General features: G+C 65.0%; 24 protein-coding genes. 19 read left to right on the top strand and 5 right to left on the bottom strand.

The features are described 5' to 3' along the window. Positions 1-17: 17 nt before the first annotated feature. Genes nth through ABDB87_RS09065 form a run of 3 tightly spaced genes read left to right on the top strand, consistent with a single transcriptional unit; the run spans position 18 to position 1,744 of the window. On the top strand, positions 18-686 hold the full coding sequence (nth, locus tag ABDB87_RS09075; protein ID WP_345926171.1) for an endonuclease III: 669 nt from the start codon (positions 18-20) through the stop codon (positions 684-686). A 5-nt stretch (positions 687-691) separates the two neighbouring features. Then, positions 692-1,123 (top strand): DUF1841 family protein, encoded by a 432-nt coding sequence (locus ABDB87_RS09070; protein ID WP_345926170.1) that lies wholly within the window; start codon positions 692-694, stop codon positions 1,121-1,123. A 15-nt stretch (positions 1,124-1,138) separates the two neighbouring features. Beyond that, positions 1,139-1,744, top strand: coding sequence for an HAD family hydrolase (locus tag ABDB87_RS09065; RefSeq protein ID WP_345926168.1), 606 nt, complete (start codon positions 1,139-1,141; stop codon positions 1,742-1,744). A gap of 24 nt (positions 1,745-1,768) precedes the next feature. On the opposite strand, the gene ABDB87_RS09060 is transcribed toward ABDB87_RS09065, so the two are convergent. Continuing rightward, positions 1,769-2,536: a hypothetical protein gene (locus tag ABDB87_RS09060; RefSeq protein ID WP_345926166.1), complete on the bottom strand. Its 768-nt coding sequence runs from the start codon at positions 2,534-2,536 to the stop codon at positions 1,769-1,771. A gap of 185 nt (positions 2,537-2,721) precedes the next feature. Here ABDB87_RS09060 and ABDB87_RS09055 point away from each other — a divergent pair, with 185 nt between their 5' ends. From ABDB87_RS09055 to ABDB87_RS09035, 5 genes are all read left to right on the top strand, one after another. Beyond that, complete coding sequence (locus ABDB87_RS09055) at positions 2,722-3,738, top strand: ABC transporter substrate-binding protein (protein ID WP_345926164.1); 1,017 nt, start codon at positions 2,722-2,724, stop codon at positions 3,736-3,738. Continuing rightward, the gene (locus ABDB87_RS09050) at positions 3,738-5,237 is read left to right on the top strand and encodes an ATP-binding protein (RefSeq protein ID WP_345926162.1); all 1,500 of its coding nucleotides are present in this window, start codon (positions 3,738-3,740) and stop codon (positions 5,235-5,237) included. The genes ABDB87_RS09055 and ABDB87_RS09050 overlap by 1 nt, the downstream gene beginning before the upstream one ends. Before the next feature lie 204 nt (positions 5,238-5,441). Then, positions 5,442-5,747: a hypothetical protein gene (locus tag ABDB87_RS09045; RefSeq protein ID WP_345926160.1), complete on the top strand. Its 306-nt coding sequence runs from the start codon at positions 5,442-5,444 to the stop codon at positions 5,745-5,747. A 177-nt stretch (positions 5,748-5,924) separates the two neighbouring features. Next, a complete protein-coding gene (locus ABDB87_RS09040) occupies positions 5,925-7,661 on the top strand; it encodes a DUF1800 domain-containing protein (protein WP_345926158.1) in 1,737 nt (578 codons plus the stop codon). A 40-nt stretch (positions 7,662-7,701) separates the two neighbouring features. Continuing rightward, positions 7,702-9,078, top strand: a complete 1,377-nt coding sequence (locus tag ABDB87_RS09035) for a DUF1501 domain-containing protein (RefSeq protein WP_345926157.1) — start codon at positions 7,702-7,704, stop codon at positions 9,076-9,078. A 145-nt stretch (positions 9,079-9,223) separates the two neighbouring features. Here ABDB87_RS09035 and ABDB87_RS09030 read toward each other — a convergent pair whose 3' ends face one another. Next, positions 9,224-10,141: a LysR substrate-binding domain-containing protein gene (locus ABDB87_RS09030; protein WP_345926155.1), complete on the bottom strand. Its 918-nt coding sequence runs from the start codon at positions 10,139-10,141 to the stop codon at positions 9,224-9,226. A gap of 240 nt (positions 10,142-10,381) precedes the next feature. On the opposite strand from ABDB87_RS09030, the gene ABDB87_RS09025 reads away from it, so the two are divergent. The 11 genes from ABDB87_RS09025 (at position 10,382) to pobA (ending at position 20,838) form a co-directional block, all read left to right on the top strand. Beyond that, the gene (locus ABDB87_RS09025) at positions 10,382-11,506 is read left to right on the top strand and encodes an amidohydrolase family protein (protein WP_345926153.1); all 1,125 of its coding nucleotides are present in this window, start codon (positions 10,382-10,384) and stop codon (positions 11,504-11,506) included. 13 nt (positions 11,507-11,519) lie between these two features. After that, positions 11,520-12,215 carry a 4-carboxy-4-hydroxy-2-oxoadipate aldolase/oxaloacetate decarboxylase gene (ligK, locus tag ABDB87_RS09020; RefSeq protein ID WP_345926151.1) on the top strand — a complete coding sequence of 232 codons (696 nt, stop codon included), beginning with the start codon at positions 11,520-11,522 and terminating at the stop codon, positions 12,213-12,215. An 18-nt stretch (positions 12,216-12,233) separates the two neighbouring features. Next, positions 12,234-13,154, top strand: coding sequence for an amidohydrolase family protein (locus ABDB87_RS09015; RefSeq protein ID WP_345926149.1), 921 nt, complete (start codon positions 12,234-12,236; stop codon positions 13,152-13,154). A gap of 181 nt (positions 13,155-13,335) precedes the next feature. Further along, positions 13,336-13,746 carry a protocatechuate 4,5-dioxygenase subunit alpha gene (ligA, locus tag ABDB87_RS09010; RefSeq protein ID WP_345926147.1) on the top strand — a complete coding sequence of 137 codons (411 nt, stop codon included), beginning with the start codon at positions 13,336-13,338 and terminating at the stop codon, positions 13,744-13,746. Further along, positions 13,746-14,609 (top strand): class III extradiol dioxygenase subunit beta, encoded by an 864-nt coding sequence (locus ABDB87_RS09005; RefSeq protein WP_345926145.1) that lies wholly within the window; start codon positions 13,746-13,748, stop codon positions 14,607-14,609. Before ligA ends, ABDB87_RS09005 begins: the two co-directional genes overlap by 1 nt. 1 nt (position 14,610) lies before the next feature. Continuing rightward, positions 14,611-15,570, top strand: coding sequence for a Gfo/Idh/MocA family oxidoreductase (locus tag ABDB87_RS09000; RefSeq protein WP_345926142.1), 960 nt, complete (start codon positions 14,611-14,613; stop codon positions 15,568-15,570). A 38-nt stretch (positions 15,571-15,608) separates the two neighbouring features. Then, positions 15,609-16,649 (top strand): TRAP transporter substrate-binding protein, encoded by a 1,041-nt coding sequence (locus ABDB87_RS08995; protein WP_345926140.1) that lies wholly within the window; start codon positions 15,609-15,611, stop codon positions 16,647-16,649. A 111-nt stretch (positions 16,650-16,760) separates the two neighbouring features. Then, positions 16,761-17,300 carry a TRAP transporter small permease gene (locus tag ABDB87_RS08990; protein WP_345926138.1) on the top strand — a complete coding sequence of 180 codons (540 nt, stop codon included), beginning with the start codon at positions 16,761-16,763 and terminating at the stop codon, positions 17,298-17,300. Position 17,301: 1 nt separating this feature from the next. Next, positions 17,302-18,624, top strand: coding sequence for a TRAP transporter large permease (locus ABDB87_RS08985; RefSeq protein WP_345926136.1), 1,323 nt, complete (start codon positions 17,302-17,304; stop codon positions 18,622-18,624). After that, positions 18,621-19,604 carry an aldo/keto reductase gene (locus ABDB87_RS08980; protein ID WP_345926135.1) on the top strand — a complete coding sequence of 328 codons (984 nt, stop codon included), beginning with the start codon at positions 18,621-18,623 and terminating at the stop codon, positions 19,602-19,604. Before ABDB87_RS08985 ends, ABDB87_RS08980 begins: the two co-directional genes overlap by 4 nt. Positions 19,605-19,653: 49 nt before the next feature. Beyond that, complete coding sequence (gene pobA, locus ABDB87_RS08975; RefSeq protein ID WP_345926134.1) at positions 19,654-20,838, top strand: 4-hydroxybenzoate 3-monooxygenase; 1,185 nt, start codon at positions 19,654-19,656, stop codon at positions 20,836-20,838. A gap of 22 nt (positions 20,839-20,860) precedes the next feature. Here the strand turns inward: pobA and ABDB87_RS08970 are convergent, their stop codons facing one another. From ABDB87_RS08970 to ABDB87_RS08960, 3 genes are read right to left on the bottom strand one after another with little or no spacing between them, the layout of a single operon-like run. Further along, on the bottom strand, positions 20,861-22,459 hold the full coding sequence (locus tag ABDB87_RS08970) for a GDSL-type esterase/lipase family protein (protein WP_345926133.1): 1,599 nt from the start codon (positions 22,457-22,459) through the stop codon (positions 20,861-20,863). Positions 22,460-22,493: 34 nt separating this feature from the next. Beyond that, positions 22,494-22,994, bottom strand: coding sequence for a heme-degrading domain-containing protein (locus ABDB87_RS08965; RefSeq protein WP_345926131.1), 501 nt, complete (start codon positions 22,992-22,994; stop codon positions 22,494-22,496). Between the two features lie 10 nt (positions 22,995-23,004). Further along, positions 23,005-23,916 (bottom strand): alpha/beta hydrolase, encoded by a 912-nt coding sequence (locus ABDB87_RS08960; protein WP_345926129.1) that lies wholly within the window; start codon positions 23,914-23,916, stop codon positions 23,005-23,007. Between the last annotated feature and the right edge of the window lie 33 nt (positions 23,917-23,949).

The following is a 23,949-nucleotide window of genomic DNA, read 5'->3' as shown; positions in this document are numbered from 1 at the left end:
CTGAGATGCCCCGGCCGATGAGCAAGGCGGCGGTCGCCGAAGCTTTTTCGCGATGGCAGGCCGCCAATCCGCATCCGGTGACCGAGCTGGAATATGAAACGCCCTTCCAGCTCCTGGTGGCCGTCGTGCTCTCCGCCCAGGCCACTGACAAGGGGGTGAATCTCGCCACCCGCAGGCTGTTTCCGGCAGCGCCCACGCCCGAAGCCATGGCAACGCTGGGCGAAGCCGGTATCGCCGAATACATCAAGACCATCGGCCTCTTCCGCAACAAGGCGAAGAATGTCGCCATGCTGTGCCGCCAGCTGCTCGAGCGCCATGCAGGCGAAGTCCCCCGCTCGCGCGAGGCGCTCGAAGCGCTGCCAGGCGTGGGCCGGAAAACGGCGAATGTGGTGCTCAATGCCATCTGGCGCGAACCGGTGATGGCGGTCGACACCCACATCTTTCGTGTCGGCAACCGCATGGGACTGGCGGCAGGCAAGGATGTGCGCGCGGTCGAGGACGCGCTCATGCGCCGTATCCCGAAGGAATATCTGGTCGATGCGCATCACTGGCTGATCCTGCACGGTCGCTATGTGTGCACCGCCCGCAGCCCCCGATGCAGCCAGTGCATCGTGCGCGATCTCTGCCAGAGCCCCGACAAGACTGGCGCTGACGCCACCCCGCCCCTGCCCGATTCCGCCCACTGAAAGCCATGTTCAATCCCAGTCGAGACCAGGTTCGCCAGTTCTTCATCGAAAGCTGGCGCAAGCATCGCGAGAAGGAAACCCTGAGCCAGATGGAAGACATCGCGGCCGAGCTGGTTTTCCAGCATCCGGAATACCACGCGCTGCTGGAACACCCGGACGCCGTCGAGCGGGACTTCGCGCCGGAAGACGGCCAGATCAATCCCTTCCTGCACCTCTCGCTGCATCTGGCGATTCACGAACAGCTCAGCATCGACCAACCGCCCGGCATTCGTTCAGCATATGACGGCTGTCTGCGCCGTCATGGCGACGATCGTCACGCTGCCCTGCACGAATTGCTCGAAGCCCTCGGCGAAACCCTGTTCGAAGCCCAGCGCAGCGGCAAGCCGCTGGACGCGCTGGCCTATGTCGAAAACGTCAGGAAACGCGGCAAACACTGAGTCCCCGTCCCAGGAATGATAAATACCATTGTCTTTGACCTCGGCAACGTGCTGATCCCATGGGAGCCGCGCTGGCTGTTCAGGAAGCTGCTGGCAGACGAAGCAGCGATCGATCGCTTCCTGCAGGACGTGGACTTCAATCACTGGAATGCGGCCCATGATGCCGGCCAGCCCTTCGCTGTCGGCATCGAAACCCACGGCGCGAAATTCCCGCACTACCGCCACCTGCTGCAGGCCTATTACGATCGCTGGGAGGAGTCCGTCGCGCCCGCCTTCGAGGAATCGGTCGCGCTGCTGCATGAGCTCAAGGCGGCCGGGCTGCGCGTGCTGGCGCTGACCAACTTCTCGTCGGAAACCTTTCCCCGCGCGCGCCGGCTCTACGATTTCCTGGGCGAATTCGAAGGCATCGTCGTGTCAGGCGACGAAGGCGTGATCAAGCCGGACCCGGCCATCTACGAACTGCTCTTCCAACGCTACGGCGTGAAGCCGGAGCAAGCCGTCTTCATCGACGACAGCGCCGCAAACGTGGAAGCCTCACGGCGTCTGGGCATGCGTGCGATCCACTTCACCGCGCCGCATCTGCTGCGCCAGCATCTGCGCGAACTCGGCCTGCCGGTCTGAACCGGCAGGGGCGTGGTCAGGCGCTCAGTGCTGCGTGTTGCGGCGGGCTTCCTGCCACGCATGCACGGCTTCTGCCGAATGCGAGCTCACCAGCTTCACGCTCGCCTCGGGCAGCTCGGCCAGCAGGCCGGCAAACAGGCCCTGAGTCATCTCCATGCCCAGCCCTTCGCTCGCGAGGCCGTGCTGCAGGCAGCGGATCTGGATCATCGAGAGCGCATCGGCAATGATCCGCCAGCCCATGATGGGCATCAGCTTGTTCAGCGCCAGCAGCATGCCGCCCAGGAGGCTCATCAGCGTTTCTGCCTGGGCACGGTCTTCACTGGCGATCATCGTGTGCCACAGCGCCAGGTGCAGCTCGCGGCGCAGCGCGATCTTGTATTCGATGGCGGTGGCTTCCAGATCGTGCAGCATGTCCATGTAACGCTGGCAGGCGGCTTCTTCCTCCACACCCAGCCCGTCACGCAGATCGGCGAGGATGGCTGACACACCGGCCAGCGCAGCCGGACCGAAGACCTTGCTGTAGGCCAGGCCCCACTGATCGAGGCCCGCCAGCAGCAGCGCCATGCGCAGATGGGCCGACTCGAGCGTGGTCATGCGCGACCACTCGCGCAGATGGTCCGCCAGGCGTCCGAGTGCTTCATCGAGCTGTTTGCTCTCGCCGCCCTGTGCGCTGAGCCGCAAGGCCGCGCCGAAGGCCTCCTGCACGAGCCGGGCCGCCTGGATCTGCACCTCACGCGGAGCAAGCTCCTCGAGGGGGTCGGCAGGCAGGGTGAATTCGGTATCGGTACTCATGAGGGTCATCCGGGCTGAAGCAGGAAAGGGCGCCATTCTGCCCCATTCGCCCGAGTGTTGCGACACCGCACCGGATTGAAGCCATTCGGCGGATTTGCCCGGAGAGAGGCTTTCACCGGGCCCGGGCCGGCCTCATGATTCGCCAGTCGATCCGCCGTACACCGAAACCGGAAAGCACGCCCACCATGCTCAAACGTCTTGCCCTGGCAGCACTGCTGGTTCTCGCGCTGCTCGAACCGGGACTCGCAGCACAAACCGGCGGTTTCCGGATCCTGCACATCATGAGTTTCAATTCGCCCTACCGCTGGACCGATGGCCAGCTCGACGGATTCAGGGCCGGCCTGGGAGCCTCGCTCAAGCCCGAGATCAGGATCTTCCAGCTCGACACCAAACGCCAGAGCAGCGATGAGGAAAAAACGCTCAATGCGGAGCGCGCACGGCAGCTGATCGACAACTGGAAGCCGGATCTGGTCTACACCTCTGACGACGATGCGATCGAGCTGGTCGTCCGACACTATGCCAACAGCAACATCCCCTTCGTATTCAGCGGCGTCAACCGCAGCGCCGAAGATCATGGCATCGAGGGCGCGAAGAACATCACCGGCGTGCTCGAGCGCGAGCACATCGTCGAATCCATCCATCTCCTTCAGACGCTCAAGCCGGGCGCAAAAAGAATCCAGGTGCTGTCGGACAACGCCCGTTACTGGCCCCAGGTCATCGGCCGTATCCGCAGCCTCGCAAGAGAGCATCGCGAGTTCGAGATCGTCGGCGTCGATCAACCCGTGGCCTATGCCGACTTCCAGCAGCAGGTACTGAAGAACCCCAACCGGGCGGACGCCTACCTGATCCTGGGCAACTTCAACTTCAAGGATGACAAGGGCAAGGATGTGCCTTATCCGCAGCTGCAGCGCTGGCTCGCCGAGAACAGCCAGGTACCCGACATCTCTTTCTGGGATGACCGCATGCTGCACGGCACCCTCGCCGGCGTCACCGTGTCGGCCTATGAACAGGGACTCGAAGCCGGCAAGCTTGCCCGCGCGATCCTCGTCGACAAGCGCTCGCCGGCTTCCCTGCCGATCCGGGCCACGACCAAGGGCGAGCCGGTGATCAGCCTCGCACGCGCCAGAGCGCTGGGCATTCGCCCGCCCTCCACGCAACTGCTTTCCTCCACCGTGATCACGACCTACATCTGGAACCGCTGATGCGCCTCGGGCTTCGCAGCAAGATCCTCGCCATTGCCGCTCTGGTCATCGTGTTCGTGACTGCGAGCTTCGCCGTCACCGGCACGCTCGTCTATCTGACCCACCATGTCGAGCTGCTGCAGTCGCGCTCGCATGCGGTGGCCCGGGGCCTCAGCATCCAGCTCCAGCGCATCAACAGCCTCGGCATCGCGATTGCCGACATCACCGGCTTCGACGCTCAGTGCCGCGAAGCGGTGCGCTCCTATCCGGGCGTGGAGTACGCGCTGGTTGCCTCCCCGGAAGGCGAGATCCTCTTCGCGGACCGGCCCGGACTCTCCGGCACGAAAATCGGCTCGCAACCGCTGCTCGAAGCCCTTCGACAAGGACGCAGCGACACCCGCATTCCGGACGAAGCAAGCTACGCGGTCATCGAACCGGTGCTCAGCGCCAGCGGCCGGCCCATTGCCAATGTCATCGTCGCCTTTCCGCGCTCCGACATCGAGAACAAGATCCGCCACATGCTGCAGGCTGGCGTCATCGCCGGCGGATGCGTCGGCCTGCTGGGCTTGCTGGTGCTCTACGCCATGCTGCGGCATTTCGTCACCCAACCGATTTCCGCCCTGATGAAAGTCGTGTCGGACCTCCAGGCCCATCCCGGTGACTATTCCGCGCGCGTACCGGCCCAGCGGGATGACGAGATCGGTCTGCTGGTCGGCGGATTCAACCGTCTGCTCGACCGGATCGAGGAGCGCGAGCATGAGCTCGTCAAGGCACGCGACGCCTCAGACAAGGCCAACCGCACGAAGTCCGATTTCCTCGCCGCGATGAGTCACGACCTGCGAACGCCGATGCATGCCATCCTCAGCATGAACGAGCTGCTCCGCGGCACCGAGCTCAGCGAGAAACAGCGCCGCTACTCGCACAACGTTCACAAGGCCGGCCACTGGCTGCTGGGTATCATCAACGACATCCTGACCTTCTCCCGCATCGAGGCCGGCAAGCTCGAGCTGATCCAGGAAGTGTTCAGCCTCCGCCAGCTGGTGGAAGACACTCTCGCGCTGCAGGAAGACTTCGCGCACGGCAAGAAACTCAGTCTGAGCTGCAGCATCTCGCCCGAACTGCCGGACTTCCTGATCGGCGACGCACCCCGGCTCATGCAGATGCTGACCAACCTCATCAGCAACGCCATCCGCTACACCAATGAAGGCAGCGTGCATCTGGATGTCATGCCGCTGCACCAGCGGGTCTCCTTCTCGGTAACCGACACCGGCGTCGGCATCGATCCGGGCAAGCTTCACCTGCTCTTCGAACCCTTCACGCAGGTGGCCAATGCGGACAGCCAGCGTCGCTCCGGCACCGGGCTGGGGCTCTCGATCGTGAAGCAGCTTGCGGAAGCCATGGGCGGCGAAGTCGGGGTGGACAGCTCCCTGCAACACGGCGCCACATTCTGGTTCACCGCCAGGCTCGGCGTGGCCGAAGCGGTGCATCGCCCGCCGCAGCGGCTCGCCGAGAGCGCCTGATCGCCCCGCGCGTGCGGAAAAAACCGCACTGCGTGTCAAACCACGATCGAGTCTCCCTGCCATCCACAAATTCCACCTTGCCGGAAATGCTTTCCGCTCCATGTGCATTCCGGCCAGACGACCGGCTCGCCCCGCAAGCAGCGCCGGCACAATCAGGCATGCCAATTGCTAATCCGGTGTACCCACACCTTACAGGCGAACAACATGGATCCTCTCGTTCTTCAACTGCTTGCCCGTATCAAGATCCGTATCCGTCAGGAGAAAGGCCTCGCCGTTAACACCCAGCGCTTCTTCGCCGAGCCGCAGTATGCGATGCAGATACTCGACGCCGCCGAGGAATGCGAAGACTTCGAGCTGGTCTCCAGTGCGCTGGAGTTGCGCGACAAGCTGGGCATGATCCAGGTCGCCGGCCACACCAGCGCGCTCAAGCCCGCCGCGCGCGCCCCTGCCATGGCTGCACCAGAACGCAGCGCAGCCCCCGAACGCTACAAGTTCGGTGCGCGCTCCTAGGGCATCGATTTCACGCAGTTCTCCTCAGTCGTAACTTGCGGCTCCCGCGTCCCTGACGCCGGAGCCGTTTTTTATGCCCGAAGGCTCATGGGTAAACCCGAGTCATGCTTGATCCGGCCGGGCAGCGGCATACACTCGGCGGCATCCGCCGAAGTGATGTTGCCTGGAGTGCGTGGAATGCCCCGAACCCTGTTGCATGCCTCAACCCTGTCGCTGTTGCTGGCCCTGCTCGCAGCCTGCGGCACGGCGCCGCACAAGGCCGATCCGTGGTCCTGGCCCGATGGCCCCGCGCCGGTCAGGCGCCCCTTCTTCGACACCTCACCGCATTACCCCGTACCCTCCCCTGCCGAGGCCTCGCGCTTCCTGCAGCAGGCAAGCTTCGGCCCCCATCCGGATGAGATCGCCACGCTCACCCGGAGCAGCTATCAGCGCTGGCTGGATGAGCAGTTCAGCCTGCCGCAGACACTATTCCTCCCGGAAATCGAGCCTGAGCATGTGCGCCTCGAGAAAGGCAAGAACCTCCGCCAGGAGCTTTTCTTCCGCACCTTCTGGAAGAACGCCGCAACCGCGCCCGATCAGCTCCGTCAGCGGGTAGCCTTCGCGCTCTCCGAGATTTTCGTGATTTCCTTCGAAGGCCAGCTCGATGTGAAGATCCGCGGCGCCGCATCCTACTGGGACATGCTGGGCCGCAACGCCTTCGGCGACTTCCGCACGCTGCTCGAGGAAGTGGCCCGCCATCCGATGATGGGCATCTACCTGTCCCACCTGCGCAACCAGAAGGAAGACCCTGCCAGGGGGCGCGTGCCCGACGAGAACTTCGCGCGCGAAATCATGCAGCTCTTCAGCATCGGGCTCTACGAACTCAATCCGGATGGCAGCCTGCGACTGCGTGACGGGCAGCCGGTCGAGACCTACGGCATGGACGACATCACCGGTCTGGCCAGGGTTTTCACCGGCTTTTCATATGGCGGGCCGGGCACGACTGACCGCCACTTCAACCGGCAGAACGAGGAGCCACGCTGGGACATCCTGCCGATGAAGGGCTATCCGAAATTCCACTCGACCAGCGAAAAGCGCTTTCTCGGCGTGGTGATCCCGCCTCAGAAAACCGCCGATCCCGAGGGAGACCTGAAGATCGCACTCGACCGGCTCTTCAATCATCCCAACGTCGGCCCCTTCTTTGGCCGCCAGCTCATCCAGCGTCTGGTGACCAGCAATCCTAGCCCGGCCTATGTCGGGCGGGTCACGCAGGCTTTCAATGACAACGGCGCAGGTGTGCGGGGTGACATGCAGGCGGTGATCCGTGCAGTGCTGCTCGACCCCGAGGCGCGCAGCCCCGCGCCGCAAGCCACCGGCAAGCTGCGCGAGCCGGTGCTGCGTCTGACCCAGTGGATGCGCGCCTTCGACGCCCGCTCGGATTCAGGCAATTTCCTGATCCCCAACACTGACAATCCGGCGAACTCGCTTGGCCAGAGCCCGCTGCGCTCGCCCACCGTGTTCAACTTCTACCGCCCCGGATACATGCCCCCCGGCAGCGAGATCGCACAGCGAAACCTGGTCGCGCCCGAGATGCAGATCGTGTCGGAAAGCTCGGTCGCCGGCTATGCCAACTTCATGCAGACCACGATCGATGCCGGCGTGGGCCGTGCCGAAAACGGCAAACGCGACGTGCGCGCCGACTACAGCGCAATGGCGGCGCTCGCCGGACAGCCCGCCCGCCTGCTCGATCAGCTCGATCTGCTGCTGACCGGGCAGCGCCTCTCGGCGGCCTCCCGCCAGCGGATCACCGAAGCCATGGCCGCCGTGCCACTGCCGCCGGGTCAGGGCGATGCCGCAGAACGCGCCCGCATCAACCGCGTGAAGCTCGGCATCCTGCTGGTCATGGTGTCACCCGAGTATCTGGTCCAGAAATGAACGCCGCATCCACCACCGGACCCGGCCAGAAGGAGCCCGCATGAGTCAGGCCAGTCGTCGTGAATTCCTCCGCCGCGCAGGTGCATTCGGCCTGCTCCGCGCCGCCGGCCCGCTCGGGCTGCAGCTCGCAGGCATCGGTGCGGCCGCGGCAGCCAGCGCGCCGCAAGACTACCGCGCCATCGTCTGCCTCTTCATGTATGGCGCCAACGATGCGCATAACACCGTCATCCCGCTCACGCCGGAAAACTACGGTCGATACGCCGAGGCACGCAGCAGCCTCGCCATCGCGCGGGAAGAGCTCCTGCCGCTCGGCACCAGCGGGCTCGGACTGCATCCAGCGCTGCTGCCCGTCCAGAAGCTTTATGCCGATGGCAAGGCTGCAATCCTGGCCAACGTCGGCCCGCTGATCCAGCCGATACCCGATGCGCAAGCCTTCAATGGCAGCAACATTCCCCGCCCGCCGAAGCTCTTTTCGCACAACGACCAGCAGGCCGTCTGGCAGGCTTTTTCGCCCGAAGGCGCGAAGCGCGGCTGGGGAGGCAGGATTGCCGACATGCTCGCCGCGGGCAATGGCAACGCACTCTTCACCGCCGTGTCCGCTTCGGAGAACGCCGTGTTCCTCGCCAGCGACCGTGCGCCGCAATACCAGATCAGCCCGTCCGGGGCGATAGCATTCAACCGCGCCAGCGCGGGCTCGGTCTTCGGCTCGCCACTGGGCGCGGCAGCCCTGCGTGCGCAGATCGCCGCCGCTCAGCCCGATCTGCTCGACCGCGAGTACCGCGCCGTGGTCGAACGCTCGGTGGAGGCCGAGGCCCTGCTCTCGCGCGCGCTGGCCCGACTGCCGGAGAGCGATCCGCGCCTGAGCCTGCCCGAGGACCTCGCCCGGAATTCGCTGGTGCGCCAGTTGCGGATCATCGCCCGCCTCATCGGCGTGCATGACGACCCCGGCCTCAACGAGAAACGCCAGGTGTTCTTCGTCTCCCTCGGCGGTTTCGATACCCATGACAACCAGCTCAACCGGCAGGCCGAACTGCTCGACTCGGTGGCGCGCTCGGTGGCCTGGTTCCAGCAGGTCATGGTGCAGTTGGGCATGGCAGACCAGGTCACGCTCTTTACCGCGTCGGACTTCGGTCGCGCGCTGCTCTCGAACGGCGACGGCTCCGACCACGGCTGGGGCGGCCACCACTTCATCGTGGGTGGCGCGGTGCGGGGCGGCCGGATCTATGGCGAATTTCCGGATGTGGCGCTGAAAACCCGCACCGACGTCGGCAACGGCCGCCTGCTGCCCACCACCGCCGTCGATCAATACGCAGCCACGCTTGCGCGCTGGATGGGCGTCGCCGAACGCGACCTGCCCCAGGTGCTGCCCAATATCGGCCATTTCCCCCGCAGCGACCTCGGCTTTCTCGCCAGCTGACTCTGGCCCCAGCCTCGTGAAGCGCTGACGCTGCCGGTCACGATCATCGGCATTGGACGATCGCCCGGAAGGTGTTTGCGCATTACGGGCGTGCCCTGCTTGGCGTCACGGCAGCGTCTGCACCCTACCCGACCGCCGCCCTGGCTCAGCCGGCGTAAAGCCCCGGCATCAGCTTGCGGATCAGGTCCTGCGCCAGGATCTGCACGCGGGTGGCGGGCCGCTGGGCACTCACCGCCAGATAGAGCGGAATGTGCAGCCGGCTGCCGCCCGAGGCAATGATGTCACGCACGCGGAAGGCCGAAGGCCGGATCGAACGGCTCACCGCATGACGTGACAGAATCGCGCGCCCCACGCCCTCCTCGACCAGATCCAGGATCGCGCCGACACCGTCGATCTCGATGGCCACGTCCGGCGTGAGCCCGCTCGCCACGCACTCGGTTTCCACCAGCATGCGGATGGCATGCGGCCGGCGTGGAATCACCAGCGGCTGCGACACGACTTCGGCCAGCGTGACCGGCGGCGGGGGCGGATCCTCGGCCAGCCCCGGCGGGCGCGCCTCGACCAGCACCAGATCCTCTTCGAGCAGAAAGCTCGCTTCGATGCCCGGTGTGGAAGGCGGCGCATACACCACCACCACATCGGCATGGCCCGTCTGCAGCGCCGCCAGCAGGCTGACGGTGAGCCCCTCGCTGATCGAGAGCCGCGCCTCCGGCACTTCGCGCCGGAATTCGCGGGTCAGCGGCACGGCCAGCAAGCGCGCCACGCTGGGCGTGAGCCCCACTGCCACCTGACCGGACAAGCCGCCGCGCACCCGCGAGAGTTCCTCCCGCACCCGCTCGACCTGATGCAGGATGCCGCGACCGTGCTCCAGCAGGACGCGGCCGGCCTCGGTCGGCGTTGCCCCGCGGCCGTTGCGCACGAGCAGGTTCTGGCGGAGTTCGACCTCGAGCATGCGCACCTGGCGGCTCAGCGCGGGCTGGGCAATGTCGAGCACCTGGGCCGCCCGGGTAAAGCTGCCCAGCTCGGCCACCCGCACGAAGTATTCAAGCTGCCTGAGATCCATGTTTCGCTCCCTTGGCAGGGACTCTACCGGCCGCAGGGGCCTGCTCCGGATCAGGCATTTCCCTTATACCCGCCATCAAGCTATGCCGGATTGTTCTAGCAGCTAGTCGGCCCCTCGCCTGTCGCGCCACCGCGGGGCTGACCACAATGCATGCATTCCAGCGCCCCCAGGCGCCACAGCGGACAGTCACCGCACAGAACGGTGACGCACACAGGAGACAGCTCATGACGACAGTCCGACATGCCCGCCAACCCCACCGGAAAACTCGCTCCGGACGCTGCACCGACGCCGCCGGCCCTGCCGCCTGATTCCGTCACCGTCACATCACCGGACACCACCATGATCATCGACTGCCACGGCCACTACACCACCGCCCCCGCAGCGCTCGAAGCCTGGCGCAAGCGCCAGATTGCCGGCATCACCGACCCGGCGCAGAAACCCTCGGTGAGCGAACTGCGCATCAGCGACGACGAGCTGCGCGAATCCATCGAAACCAACCAGCTGCGGCTGATGCACGAACGCGGGCTGGATCTCACGATTTTCTCGCCACGCGCCTCCTTCATGGCACACCACATTGGCGACTTCCAGGTGTCATCCACCTGGGCCGCCATCTGCAACGAGCTCTGCCATCGCGTCAGCCAGCTTTTCCCCGACAACTTCATCGGCGCCGCGATGCTGCCGCAGTCGCCCGGCGTGGATCCCGCCAGTTGCGTGGCGGAGATCGAGCGTTGCGTGAAGGAATACGGCTTCGTCGCGATCAACCTCAATCCCGACCCCTCCGGCGGCCACTGGAAGGAGCCGCCGCTGACCGACCGGCACTGGTATCCGATCTACGAGAAGATGGTCGAGTACGACATCCCGGCGATGATCCATGTCAGCACCAGCTGCAATGCCTGCTTCCACGCCACCGGCGCGCACTACATCAATGCGGACACCACCGCCTTCATGCAGTGCCTCACCGGCGATCTTTTTGCCGACTTTCCCACGCTGAAATTCGTGATTCCGCATGGCGGCGGCGCGGTGCCCTATCACTGGGGCCGCTACCGCGGGCTCGCGCAGGAGCTCAAAAAGCCGCTGCTGCAGGAGCATCTGCTCAACAACATCTTCTTCGACACCTGCGTCTATCACCAGCCCGGCATCGATCTACTCACGAAAGTGATTCCGGTCGACAACATCCTGTTTGCCAGCGAAATGATCGGCGCGGTGCGCGGCATCGATCCGGAAACCGGCCATTACTACGACGACACGAAGCGCTACATCGATGCCGCCGGCATCGAGCCGAAGGCGCGCTACAAGATCTATGAAGGCAACGCCCGCCGCGTCTATCCGCGGCTGGACGCCGCACTGAAAGCCCGTGGCCGCTAAGGAGAGCATGCTCATGACACAAGCCCTCAACCAGCTCGGCGTCGTCTATCGCAACGTGCTGCGTGCCGACCGCGCAGCCGTCGAAAAACTCTCGCGATTCGGCGTATCGACCATCCATGAAGCCATGGGCCGCGTCGGCCTGATGAAGCCCTTCATGCGGCCGATCTATCCGGGCGCGAAACTCTGCGGCACGGCCGTCACCATCCTGCTGCAGCCGGGCGACAACTGGATGATGCATGTGGCCGCCGAGCAGCTGCAGGAAGGCGATGTCGCGGTCGCGGCCTGCACCACCGACAACGCCGACGGATTCTTCGGCGATCTGCTCGCCACCTCCTTCAAGGCACGCGGCGCACGCGGTCTCATCATCGATGGCGCGGTGCGCGACGTGGATACGCTGCAGGAAATGGGTTTCCCGGTCTTCAGCAAGGCCATCCACGCCAAGGGCACGATCAAGGCCACGCTGGGCTCGGTCAACATCCCGGTGATCTGCGCGGGGGCGCTGGTCAATCCGGGCGATGTAGTGATCGCCGATAGCGACGGCGTCGTTGTGGTGCCCGCCAGCATTGCGGCGAAAGTGGCTGATGCCGCCGAAGCGCGCGAAAACCTGGAAGCCGAGAAGCGGGAGAAGTTCGCGGCCGGCGTGCTGGGGCTGGATCTCTACAGAATGCGCGAAGGCCTCGAAAAAGCCGGCCTCAAATACATCGACTGACCCGGGGAGACACAGCACATGAACTCGTTCGAAAAGACACCCGGCTGGCTGGACTGGTACGCCAAACCGAGCCAACCCGCCTTCGTGCTGCCGCCTGGCGCGGTCGATGCACATTGTCATGTGTTCGGCCCCGGCGCCGAGTTTCCCTACGCCCCGGAGCGCAAATACACGCCCTGCGACGCCGGCAAACGCCAGCTCTATGCCCTGCGTGATCAGCTGGGCTTCGCGCGCAATGTGGTGGTGCAGGCCACCTGCCACGGTGCAGACAATCGCGCGATGGTCGACGCCTTGCTCCACTCCGGCGGCCTCGCGCGTGGCGTGGCGACCGTGCGGCGTGACATCGCAGACGTGGAGTTGCGCGCCCTGCATGAAGCGGGCGTGCGCGGCGTGCGCTTCAACTTCGTCAAACGTCTGGTGGACTTCACCCCGCGCGACGAGCTGATGGAAATCGCCGGTCGCATCGCAAAACTCGGCTGGCATGTGGTCATCTACTTCGAAGCCCAGGATCTGCCCGAGCTGTGGGACTTCTTCACCGCACTGCCGACCACCGTAGTCGTGGATCACATGGGCCGGCCGGATGTGAGCCTGCCGGTCGATGGCCCGCAGTTCGCGCTCTTCGAGCGCTTCATGCGCGAGCATCCGAATGTGTGGAGCAAGGTCAGCTGCCCGGAGCGGCTCTCGCTCAGCGGCCCGCGCGCACTCGACGGCGAGCGCCACGCGTATCGCGATGTCATACCCTTCGCACGGCGCATCGTCGAGCAGTTTCCCGATCGCGTGCTCTGGGGCACCGACTGGCCGCACCCCAACCTCAAGGATCACATGCCGGACGACGGCCTGCTGGTCGATTTCATTCCCCACATCGCGCCCACGGCCGAGCTGCAGCGCAAGCTGCTGGTCGACAACCCGATGCGCCTTTACTGGCCTGAGGAGACGCGCTGACCCCGACCCAGTCCGACTAGTTGTTATCCCGCAAACCGGTGAAAGACCGGAACTGCGCAGAGACATCGCCGGTCGACCCGAACGTGCAGCACCCGATCTGAACACGCGCATGGCCCAGGCAGGCAAAGACCTGCGGCCTCCTCCAGGGAGGCCGGCACAGCGCGCCAACAGGAGACAAGACATGCCATTGCACAAGCCCTACAAGGACATCCCCGGCACCACCATCTTTGACGCCGAACAATCGCGACTCGGCTACTGGCTCAACCAGTTCTGCATGTCGCTGATGAGTGCCGAGAACCGCGCCCGCTTCAAGGCGGACGAACGCGCCTATCTCGATGAATGGGCGATGACCGAAGACCAGAAACAGGCGGTGATCGCACGCGACCTGAACCGCTGCCTCGCGCTGGGCGGCAACATCTACTTCCTTGCCAAGATCGGCGCCACCGATGGCAAGAGCTTCCAGCAGATGGCCGGCAGCATGACCGGACTCAGCGAAGAACAATACCGCCAGATGATGCTCGCCGGCGGCCGCCCTGCCGAAGGCAACCGCAGCCTGGCCGACTGGGAAAACAGAAAGAAGGAGACGCTCTGATGGCCCGCATCACCGCCGCCGCATTCACCTCGCATGTGCCGGCCATCGGCGCCGCGATGGATCTTGGCAAGACGCAGGAAGCCTACTGGCAACCGGTGTTCGCCGGTTATGAAGCCAGCCGCCAATGGCTGCGCGAACAGAAGCCGGACGTGGTCTTCCTCGTCTACAACGATCACGCCAATGCCTTCAGCCTGGACCTGATCCCGACCTTCGCAATCGGCACCGCAGCGGATTATCCGATTGCCGATGAAGGCTGGGGCCCGCGCCCGGTGCCGCCGGTGAAGGGGCATCCGGAGCTTGCCGCGCACATCGCGCAAAGCGTGATCCAGGAGGATTTCGATCTCACCATCGTCAATCGCATGCCGGTCGATCATGGTCTCACCGTGCCGCTCTCGCTGATGTGTGGCGAACGCCCGGCAGACGATTTCCGCTGGCCCTTCGCGGTGATTCCCTTTGCGGTGAACGTGGTGCAGTACCCGGTGCCTTCGGGCCGCCGCTGCTTCGAACTGGGCAAGGCAATCCGGCGCGCGATCGAATCCTTCGACGAAGACCTGAATGTGCAGATCTGGGGCACCGGCGGCATGAGCCACCAGTTGCAGGGCCCGCGTGCCGGCCTCATCAACCGCGAATGGGACAACGCCTTCCTCGACCGCCTCATCGCCGACCCGGCAGGCCTCGCCGCCATGCCGCACATCGACTATGTGCGCGAAGCCGGCTCCGAAGGCATCGAGCTGGTGATGTGGCTGATCGCCCGCGGCGCGATGGCGGATATCGCCGGCGGCCCCGCCCCGCGCGTGAAGCATCGCTTCTACCATGTGCCGGCGTCGAACACCGCCGTCGGCCACCTGATCCTGGAGGACTGACATGACGGCAGCAGTCAGGATTGCACTCGTGGGCGCCGGCGCTTTCGGCATCAAGCATCTGGACGCCCTGAGCGTGATCGACGGAGTGAAGGTCGTATCGCTGGTGAGCCAGGAGGCGGACAAGGGACATGCCATCGCCGACAAGTACGGCATCCCGCACTTCAGCACCGAACTCAACGATGCGCTCGCGCTGCCGCAGGTCGACGCGGTGATCCTCTGCACGCCGACGCCGATGCATGCGAGCCAGGCCATGGCCTGCCTGCGCGCCGGCAAGCATGTGCAGGTGGAGATTCCGATGGCCGACTCGCTGGCCGACGCGAAAGCGGTGGTGGCGCTGCAGCGCGAGACCGGGCTCGTCGCGATGTGCGGCCACACCCGCCGCTTCAACCCGAGCCACCAGTGGGTGCGGCAGCGGATTCTGGCGGGCGGATTCAACATCCAGCAGATGGATGTGCAGACCTACTTCTTCCGCCGCAGCAACATGAATGCGCTGGGCGAGCCGCGCAGCTGGACGGATCACCTGCTCTGGCATCACGCCGCACACACGGTGGATCTCTTCATGTACCAGACGCGCAGCCCGATCATCCAGGCCCACGCGATCCAGGGGCCGATACATCCGGTGCTGGGCATAGCGATGGACATGTCCATCCAGCTCAAGGCTGCCAGCGGAGCAATCTGCACGCTCTCGCTCTCTTTCAACAACGACGGCCCGCTCGGAACTTTCTTCCGCTACATCGGTGACAGCGCGACATACATCGCCCGCTATGACGATCTCATCAACGGCAAGGAGGAAAAGATCGACGTGTCGCAGGTCGATGTCTCGATGAACGGCATCGAACTGCAGGACCGCGAGTTCGTGGCAGCCATCCGCGAAGGGCGTGAGCCCAACGCGAGTGTCGGCCAGGTGCTCGGCTGCTACGAAGTGCTGCACAGGCTTGAACAACAGCTCGCGGCGAGCTGATCCGATTGCCGCAAACAAGAACCAAGGAGACAACAGAGATGAACACCCTTCGCAGAACCGTACTGAGCACCCTCGCGGCAGGCTTTCTCGCCGCGCTGCTGCCCCAGGCCCATGCCGCGGACTTCACCTTCCGCCTGCAGCAGTTCCTGCCGCAGCAGGCGGCGATCCCGGCCAAGGCCATCGCGCCCTGGGCGCAGAAGATCGAGAAGGACTCCGGCGGCCGGATCAGGATCCAGCTGTTTGCCAACATGACCCTCGGTGGCAAGCCGCCGGAGCTGCTCGACCAGGTCAAGGACGGTGTCATCGACTTCGCCTGGATCGTGCTGGGTTACACACCGGGCCGCTTCCCGAAGAGCGAAGTTTTCGAGCTGCCCTTCATGAGCGGTGAGCCGGAGCAATCCTCGCGCGCCTTCTACGAATACGTGACGAAAAACTCGATCGACGAATTCAAGGATGTGCATCTCATCACCGTGCACACCCACGGCCCCGGCCTCTTCCACAGCCGTGACCCGATCGCGAAGCTGGAAGACCTCAAAGGCATGAAGGTGCGAGGCGGCTCGCGCATCATCAACATGATGCTGGAGCAGCTGGGCGCCACACCGGTCGGCATGCCGGTGCCCGCAGTGGGTGAATCGCTCTCCAAGGGCGTGATCTCGGCCGCCACCGTACCCTGGGAAGTCGCGCCGAGCGTGAAGCTGCACCAGATCGTGAAGAACCACACCGGCTTCTCCGGCAACCGTGGTCTCTACACCCAGACCTTCGCGCTGATCATGAACAAGGCCAGCTACGACAAGCTGCCGGCAGACCTGAAGAAGGTGGTCGACAGCAACAGCGGGCCAGACGTGGCAGCCGCCTTCGGCCGGGCAATGATCGCCGCCGATGCCGAGGGCATGGATCTGGCAAAGAAGGCCGGCAACCGCATCGTGACGCTTGATGAAGCCGAGACCCAGCGCTGGAAGCGCTCGGCCGCCGGCGTGCGCGCGCTCTGGTACAAGGAAGTCGGCGACAAGGGTATCGACGGCCAGAAGCTCGCCGCCGAAGCCGAGCGCCTGGTCGAGCAGTACACGAAGACGAAGTAAGGCAGGCCCGGAGCGGACGCCCCGGGGCGTCCGCTCCTTCATCACACAAGAAAAAACGGATTCGGGATGACGGCCAGACCTGGCCGCAACCCGCCACCGAAGGAGGAAGGCATGAATGACAGGGACTCCCTGCCGACGAGACTCGTGTATGGCACCAGCCGGCTCGCGGCCTGGCTCGGCGGCCTGGTGCTGTGCGCGCTGGCCGGCATGAGCGTGATCAGCATCGCCGGCCGCGCCGGCACATCCATTGGCCTGGCCCCGGTGCCGGGCGACTTCGAACTGGTGGAAGCCGGCACCGCACTGGCGGTGTTCGCCTTCCTGCCCTGGTGCCATCTCAAGCGCGGCCACGCGATGGTGGACATGTTCTGGGGCAGCTTTCCGCCCCTGATGAAGCGCTTCATCAACGTCCTCACCGAACTGATCACCCTGGTGATCTGGGTGCTTCTCACCTGGCGCATGGGAGTGGCCATGCTCGACTACAAGACCAACGGCGAGGCGACCTTCATCCTCGGCATGCCGGTCTGGTGGGGCTATGCCGTGTGCATGCCGCCGGCCATCCTCGGCTGCATCGCCTACGCGCTGCGCCTCCTGGAAACCCTGGGCCTCGCACGCACGCCGGCCGGCTTCGAAAACGCCACCGGAGAACACTGACATGGATCCGCTCCAGCTCGCTGCCTGGTCCTTCCCCTTCCTGCTCGGTCTGATCTTCCTGCGCATTCCCATCGGCCTCGCGATGCTGGCTGTCGGGCTCGCGGGCAGTGCGATCACCTTCGGCAGCATCGACCCGCTGCTCAATCAGATGAAGACGCTCGCCTACGGGCAGTTCTCGTCGAACTCACTGTCCATCGTGCCGCTCTTCCTGATCATGGGGCAGTTCGCCGGTCTGGGTGGCATGTCGCAGGCGCTCTTCCGCGCCGCCGAAGCCTTTCTGGGTCACCGCAAGGGCGGGCTCGGCATGGCGGCCATCGGTGCCTGCGCGGGCTTCGGCTCGATCTGCGGCTCCTCGATGGCGACCGCGGCAACGATGGGTCAGGTCGCACTGCCCGAACTGCGGCGCGCGGGTTATGACGGCGGGTTTTCCGCGGGTCTGCTCGCCGCAGGCGGCACGCTGGGCATCCTGATTCCGCCCTCGGTGGTGCTGGTGATCTACGCCATCCTCGCCGAACAGAACATCGCCAAGCTCTTCGCCGCCGCCTTCGTACCGGGCCTGCTCGCCGCCGCCGGCTACATGGTGGTGATCGCGATCATGGTGCGATGGAAGCCCGAGCTCGCGGGCAGCCGCGAGCCGATGCCCTGGCCCGAGCGCATGCAGGCACTCCTCGCGGTGTGGCCGGTCGCCACGATCTTCGTGATCGTGATCGGCGGCATCTATACCGGCATCTTCACGCCCACCGAGGGTGCGGCCGTGGGCGCGGTAGCGACCGGCCTGCTGGGCTGGCTGCGCTGCGGGCTGGACTTCAAGGGCCTGCTGCGCGCAATCGAGGCCACTGCCGGCGGCACCGCGATGGTGTTCATGATCGTGCTGGGTGCGGCGGCCTACAACAGCTTCCTCGCGCTCTCGCAGTTGCCGCAGGAGCTGGCAGGCTGGGTCAGCGGCCAGGGCTTCGGTCCCTACACCGTGCTGATCGCGATCCTGGTGTTCTACCTGATCCTGGGCTGCGTGATGGATTCGCTGTCGATGATCCTGCTGACGATCCCGATCTTCTTTCCGATGTTCGCCGGGCTGGACTTCGGTCTGCCGCCGGAAGAAGCCGCGATCTGGTTCGGAATCCTGGTGCTGATCGTGGTAGAAGTCGGGCTGATCACTCCGCCAGTCGGGATGAATCTCTTCGTGATCCAGGCCATGGCGCCGGATGTGCCGATGCGCAGCACCTATGCCGGCGTGTGGCCCTTCATCACGAGTGACCTCATCCGCACCGCGATCCTGGTGATCTTTCCCTCGATCTCGCTCTTCTTCATAAGGATGTTCCCATGAGCCTCGCACGCAGCATCAACGGAAAACGCCTCAACGGCCTCGGCCTGGGATGCATGAACCTCTCCCACGGCTATGGCCCGGCCACTGCGCCGGAAGAGGCCTCTGCCCTGCTGCTGCGTGCGCTCGATCTGGGCGTGGATTTCTTCGACACCGCCGCCCTGTATGGCTTCGGTGCCAATGAGGAACTGCTTGGCCGCGTGCTGGCGCCACACCGCAGGCGCTTCTTCCTCGCCAGCAAGTGCGGCATGACCGGCATTGATGGCCGACGTGTCATCGATGGCCGGGCGGCCACGATCCGCGCGACCTGTGATGAATCGCTGCGCCGCCTGAAAACGGATCACATCGATCTGTACTACCTGCATCGCTGGGACAAATCCGTGCCCATCGAAGAAAGCGTGGGCGCGCTGGCGGACCTGGTGCAGGCCGGCAAGATCGGCGCCATCGGGCTGTCGGAAGTGTCCTCCGCCACGCTGCGCCGGGCGCACGCCGTGCACCCGGTTGCGGCCATGCAGTCGGAATATTCGCTCTGGAGCCGCGACCCCGAGCGCGGCGTACTCGAGACCTGCCGCGAACTGGGTGTGGCCTTCGTCGCCTTCAGCCCTCTCGCGCGCGGTTTCCTGGGTGGCCTGAGTGACACCGCCAGCCTCACGCCCGGTGACCTGCGCCTGTCGATGCCGCGCTTCGACGCCGCCAACCTGGAAGCCAACCTGCCGCTCGCGCAAGCCGCCCGCCGCATCGCGCAGGAGGCCGCTTGCAGCCTGCCGCAGCTGGCACTCGCCTGGCTCTTGCGCGACCCGATCATCAGCGTGATTCCGGGCACCACCCGGATCAGCCATCTGGAGGAAAACATGGGGGCCGCCAGCGTCGTGCTGAGCGAGGCCCAGCTTCGCGAGCTGGACCGCCTGTTCCAGCCGGCCCACATCCACGGCGAGCGCTACAACGCCGCCACCCTGACCGAAATCGACCAGGATCCGCACTGATCCGCAGTGCATTCCGTACAGGCGCGTCAGACGCCGGAGGAGACAAGACATGAACATCCCGCAGAGCACCCGCGTGGCCATCATCGGCGCCGGCCCCTCGGGCCTGCTGCTGGGGCAGTTGCTCCATCGCGCCGGCATTGACAACGTCATCATCGAGCGGCAGACCGGCGAGTATGTGCTGGGCCGCATCCGCGCCGGCGTGATCGAGCAGACCACGGCTGACGCACTCGAACGCGCAGGCGTCGCGACCCGCATGCATCGCGAAGGCCTGCTCCATGACGGCTACGAGCTCTGCATCGACGGCCAGCGCCACCGCATCGACCTCGCCCGCCTGACCGGTGGCAAGCATGTCACCGTGTATGGCCAGACTGAAATCACCCGCGACCTGATGGAAGCGCGCGCCACCGAGGGTCTGCCAACGGTCTATGAAGCGCAAGGCGTCAGCATCCATGATTTCGGCAGCGCGCATCCGGAAGTGCGCTTCACCAAAGATGGCGTTCAGCACACGCTGGCCTGCGATTTCATTGCCGGCTGCGACGGCTTTCATGGCGTGTGCCGGGCCAGTGTGCCGGCCGGCGCCCACCGCACTTTCGAGAAGATCTATCCCTTCGGCTGGCTGGGCGTGCTGGCCGACGTGCCGCCGGTATCGGACGAGCTCATCTATGTGAAGAGCCCGCGCGGTTTCGCGCTCTGCAGCATGCGCTCACACACCCGCAGCCGCTACTACCTGCAGTGCTCGCTCGACAACAAGGTCGAGCAATGGAGTGACGAAGAGTTCTGGGCCGAGCTGCGCCGCCGGCTCGATCCGGCAGCGGCCGAGTCCCTCGTGACGGGCGCCTCGATCGAGAAGAGCATCGCGCCGCTGCGCAGCTTCGTGACCGAGCCGATGCGTTTCGGCCGGCTGTTCCTCGCCGGTGACGCAGCGCACATCGTGCCGCCGACCGGCGCCAAGGGGCTCAACCTCGCCGCCTCGGATGTGAGCTATCTCGCGGAGGCGCTGGACGCCTGGTACAACACGCACAGCGAAGAAGGTCTGGCGCGCTATTCCGAACGCGCGCTGGCGCGGATCTGGAAAGCCGAGCGTTTCTCCTGGTGGTTTACCTCGCTGATGCACAACTTCCCAGAGAACGCCGGCTTCGGCCAGAAGATGCAGGAAGCCGAGCTCGACTACCTGCTGCACTCGGAGCCCGCCCAGGCCACGATGGCGGAAAACTACGTCGGCCTGCCGATGTAGTTTTCCTCAGCCTGCTCGGGCCTCAAGGCTTGAGGCGCTCGGCCCACTCGCGCAGCGCCGGCGTTTCGCGAATGCCGTCCGCCACCATGGCAGCGACGGCTTCCGCGCCCTTCTGCTGGAAGTGGGTGGTGTCGGGCTTGGCCTGCGTGCCGGAAGACTGCGTGGCGTAATACGGATAGGCCTTGAAGTCGCCGATCGCGAGCCAGTAGTCCTTCCAATCCGCCACATGTGCGTTGGCAAAGGCGATGGTCTTCGCTTCGAGATCGATCAGCGGCACGCCAGCCGCCTTCGCGGTGTTTCCGATGGTGCGCGAATAGTCACCGGTATAAGCAAAGCCGCCTGCTTCGTTCTGCTGGGTCAGATGCTGGTGCACCACCGGGAAGCCTTCCTTGCGTGAAGCATTCCAGACCCGCGTGGTGGGCGTCAGCAGCACCGGCGTGGCACCGGCTGCGCGGGCCATGTCCACATAGCGCTGCAGCGAGTTGTGGAAACTCATCTCGGGTTTGCCCTCCGGAAACTGCGGCTTGCCCGCAATGTCATCCGGGTAGGTGCAGAGCCCGGCCACATCGGCGGGCCCGCGCTCCTTCTTGCTGCCATCGCAGTTCTGGTCATTGTGGCCGTGATTGATCAGCACCAGATCACCCGGCTTCATGAAGCGGGCCATCTGCTGATACCAGCCGCCCATGAAGAAATCCTTCGAACTGCGGCCGGAGCGCGCGCCATTGAGCACCTTCACGCCGGCGTCATCACGAAAACGCGCTTCGAACACCTGACCCCAGCCCATGCGCGGCAGACGTTCGCGTTCATAGGTCGCGGCGGTGGAATCCCCCACCACCAGCACTCGCGCTTTCGCACCCTGGATGGCCGCGAGTTCAGCCTTCGCACGCGGGTAATCGAGCGGCTCGTAAGGCCCCTTGCCGACCAGGCCGACGATGGGCCTGAAGCTGATGTCGGTGAGCACGGTATGGCCCGACTCGCTGCTCGGGTTGTCGTAGTTGCGATTGTGATTGACGACTTCCAGCACCGCGCCCAGGCCCTGCAGGCCATCCGCCGTGGAAATGCTGACAGCATCAAAGCGCTTGACGTTCTTCACGCCGGCGGCCTTCAGTGCCGCGGAAAACCCCGCCAGGGATTCACGCCGCGCGAGCTCGACAGCCTCTTCCCTGATCCCGGCCGCCTTGCCGGATTCCACCAGTTGTTGCGGCCCCTGGAAACCCAGGCTCACCGCCACGTCGGAGACGATGCGATCGGTCAGCGGATTCACGTTCGCCACGTTGTCGTGCCGCTCGAGCTCCGTCAGCACCGAAGCCATGCAGCGTGCGCGCAGCGTGGCGTTGTAGCGGCAGTTGGTGTTGCTGCCCGCTTCGATCGCGGAGACCAGCAGTGGAGCGACCAGCCCGCTGGTATCCACGCGATAGACACCGCGCTCGTCGGCCTGCGCAGTGCGCGTCTGCCCGGTGGCATCCAGCACCGTCACGCGGGCGCCGGCAAACGGCATTTCAGCCGACACCAGACCGGTCAGAATCTGGCCCTCGCTGCCGCCCTTCGAGGAACAAGCCGAAAGAATGACAATTGCAAGCCCGCAACTCAGGCCTGCCAACGCTCGACGTGCTGGATACATTTGAACTCCCCCTTTTTCAATACACGTGCCGGACTCAGTCGGCTTCAGGCAATGCAAGCTCGGCCCGCGACAGACCGAGAAAATCGGCCAGCGCGGCAACAATGAAAGCGTGATCATCGCGCTGAGCGAGGCCCGAGACGCCGATGAAGCCGACCACGCCAACGCCCCGCACGCGCAGCGGGAAACCGCCGCCAGCGGCCACGAAGTCTGCCAGCGGGATGCCGTAGCGCTCGCTCAGCGTCATGCCGCGTTTTTCCATCAGCAAGCCGATGGCATACGAGCTCTTGTGGAAACGCTCGACCACATTGCGCTTGCGGCGCAGCCATTCGGCGTTGTCTGGCGAGGTGCCGCCCAGCGCGCTGTAGAACAGCGGAAAACCATGCAGCCGGACTTCGATCGCGATCGCATGGCCGGCCGCGAGCGCCTGCTCGCGCAGGTGGCAGCCGAGCTGCCAGGCGGTATCCGCGTCGAATGTGGCGAACTGCAGGCGCTCTTCCTGCAGGGTGATGCGCTCAAGATCAGCGTCCAGACTCATGTGATTCCTCTCAGGCAATCCAGCCATGCTGGCGCAGCCAGCGTTCGAACAGGCCCGTCCAGGCTTCCACCGGCTTGCCTCTTGCCAGCCGGATACCGTGGCCGTGACCACCACTTTCAAAGACATGCAGTGCCGCGCTGACCTTGCAGGCGAGCAGCGCACGATGAAAGTCGAGCGCGTTCTCCACCGGCACCGAGGCATCGTCTGCCGCGTGGGTGATAAAGCAGGGCGGCACTTCGGTTGTCACCTGCTTTTCGCAGGACCACGCGGCTTCGAGTGCAGCGTCGTGCCCGACCTCGCTGGCATAGCCCATCAGGCGCTGACGCGAACCCGGATGCGCCCAGCGGCGGTCCATGGTGATCACCGGATAGAGGAGCGAAACAAAGTCCGGCCGCGCCGACACGCGATCCGCCAGATCCACCGGTGCATACACCTCACGCTCGAAGAGGGTCGCGAGCGAGCCGATCACATGACCGCCGGCCGAACATCCCATCGCACCCACGCGGTCCGCGGCGAGCCCCCAGGCTGCAGCATTGGCGCGCACCAGGCGCAGCGCGCGCTGCGCATCCTGCAACGGCACCTTGCTCTGCTCCGCATGACCTTCGCCCGGCAGGCGGTAGAGCAGCAGGAAAACGGTGACGCCCAGGGTGTTGAGCCATTCGGCGATTTCAATGCCTTCCTTGTCGAGCACCACCCGCACATAACCGCCGCCGGGCGCCAGCACGATGCTGGTGCCATTGGGCTGCGCTGGCTTCCAGACAGTCAGCGTCGGCTGGCCGATGCCGGTGACCGCACGGTCGCGAAATTGCGAAACGTCCGGGCTGCGCTCTTCGACGGTCTGCACGAGGGAAAGACCAGCCGAGCCGGGAGGCTGGTCGGGCCAGAGTTCGATCAGTTGCTGATGTGCGAGGGAGGTGTTCATGTCGGGAAGCTACAGGGGATTGAAACAGCCTCC

The organism is Uliginosibacterium paludis (genome assembly GCF_039631355.1).
Classification (GTDB): Bacteria; Pseudomonadota; Gammaproteobacteria; order Burkholderiales; family Rhodocyclaceae; genus Uliginosibacterium; species Uliginosibacterium paludis.
The sequence above is the reverse complement of the archived record's forward strand: the minus strand, read 5'-3'. Positions and strand labels throughout refer to the sequence as shown.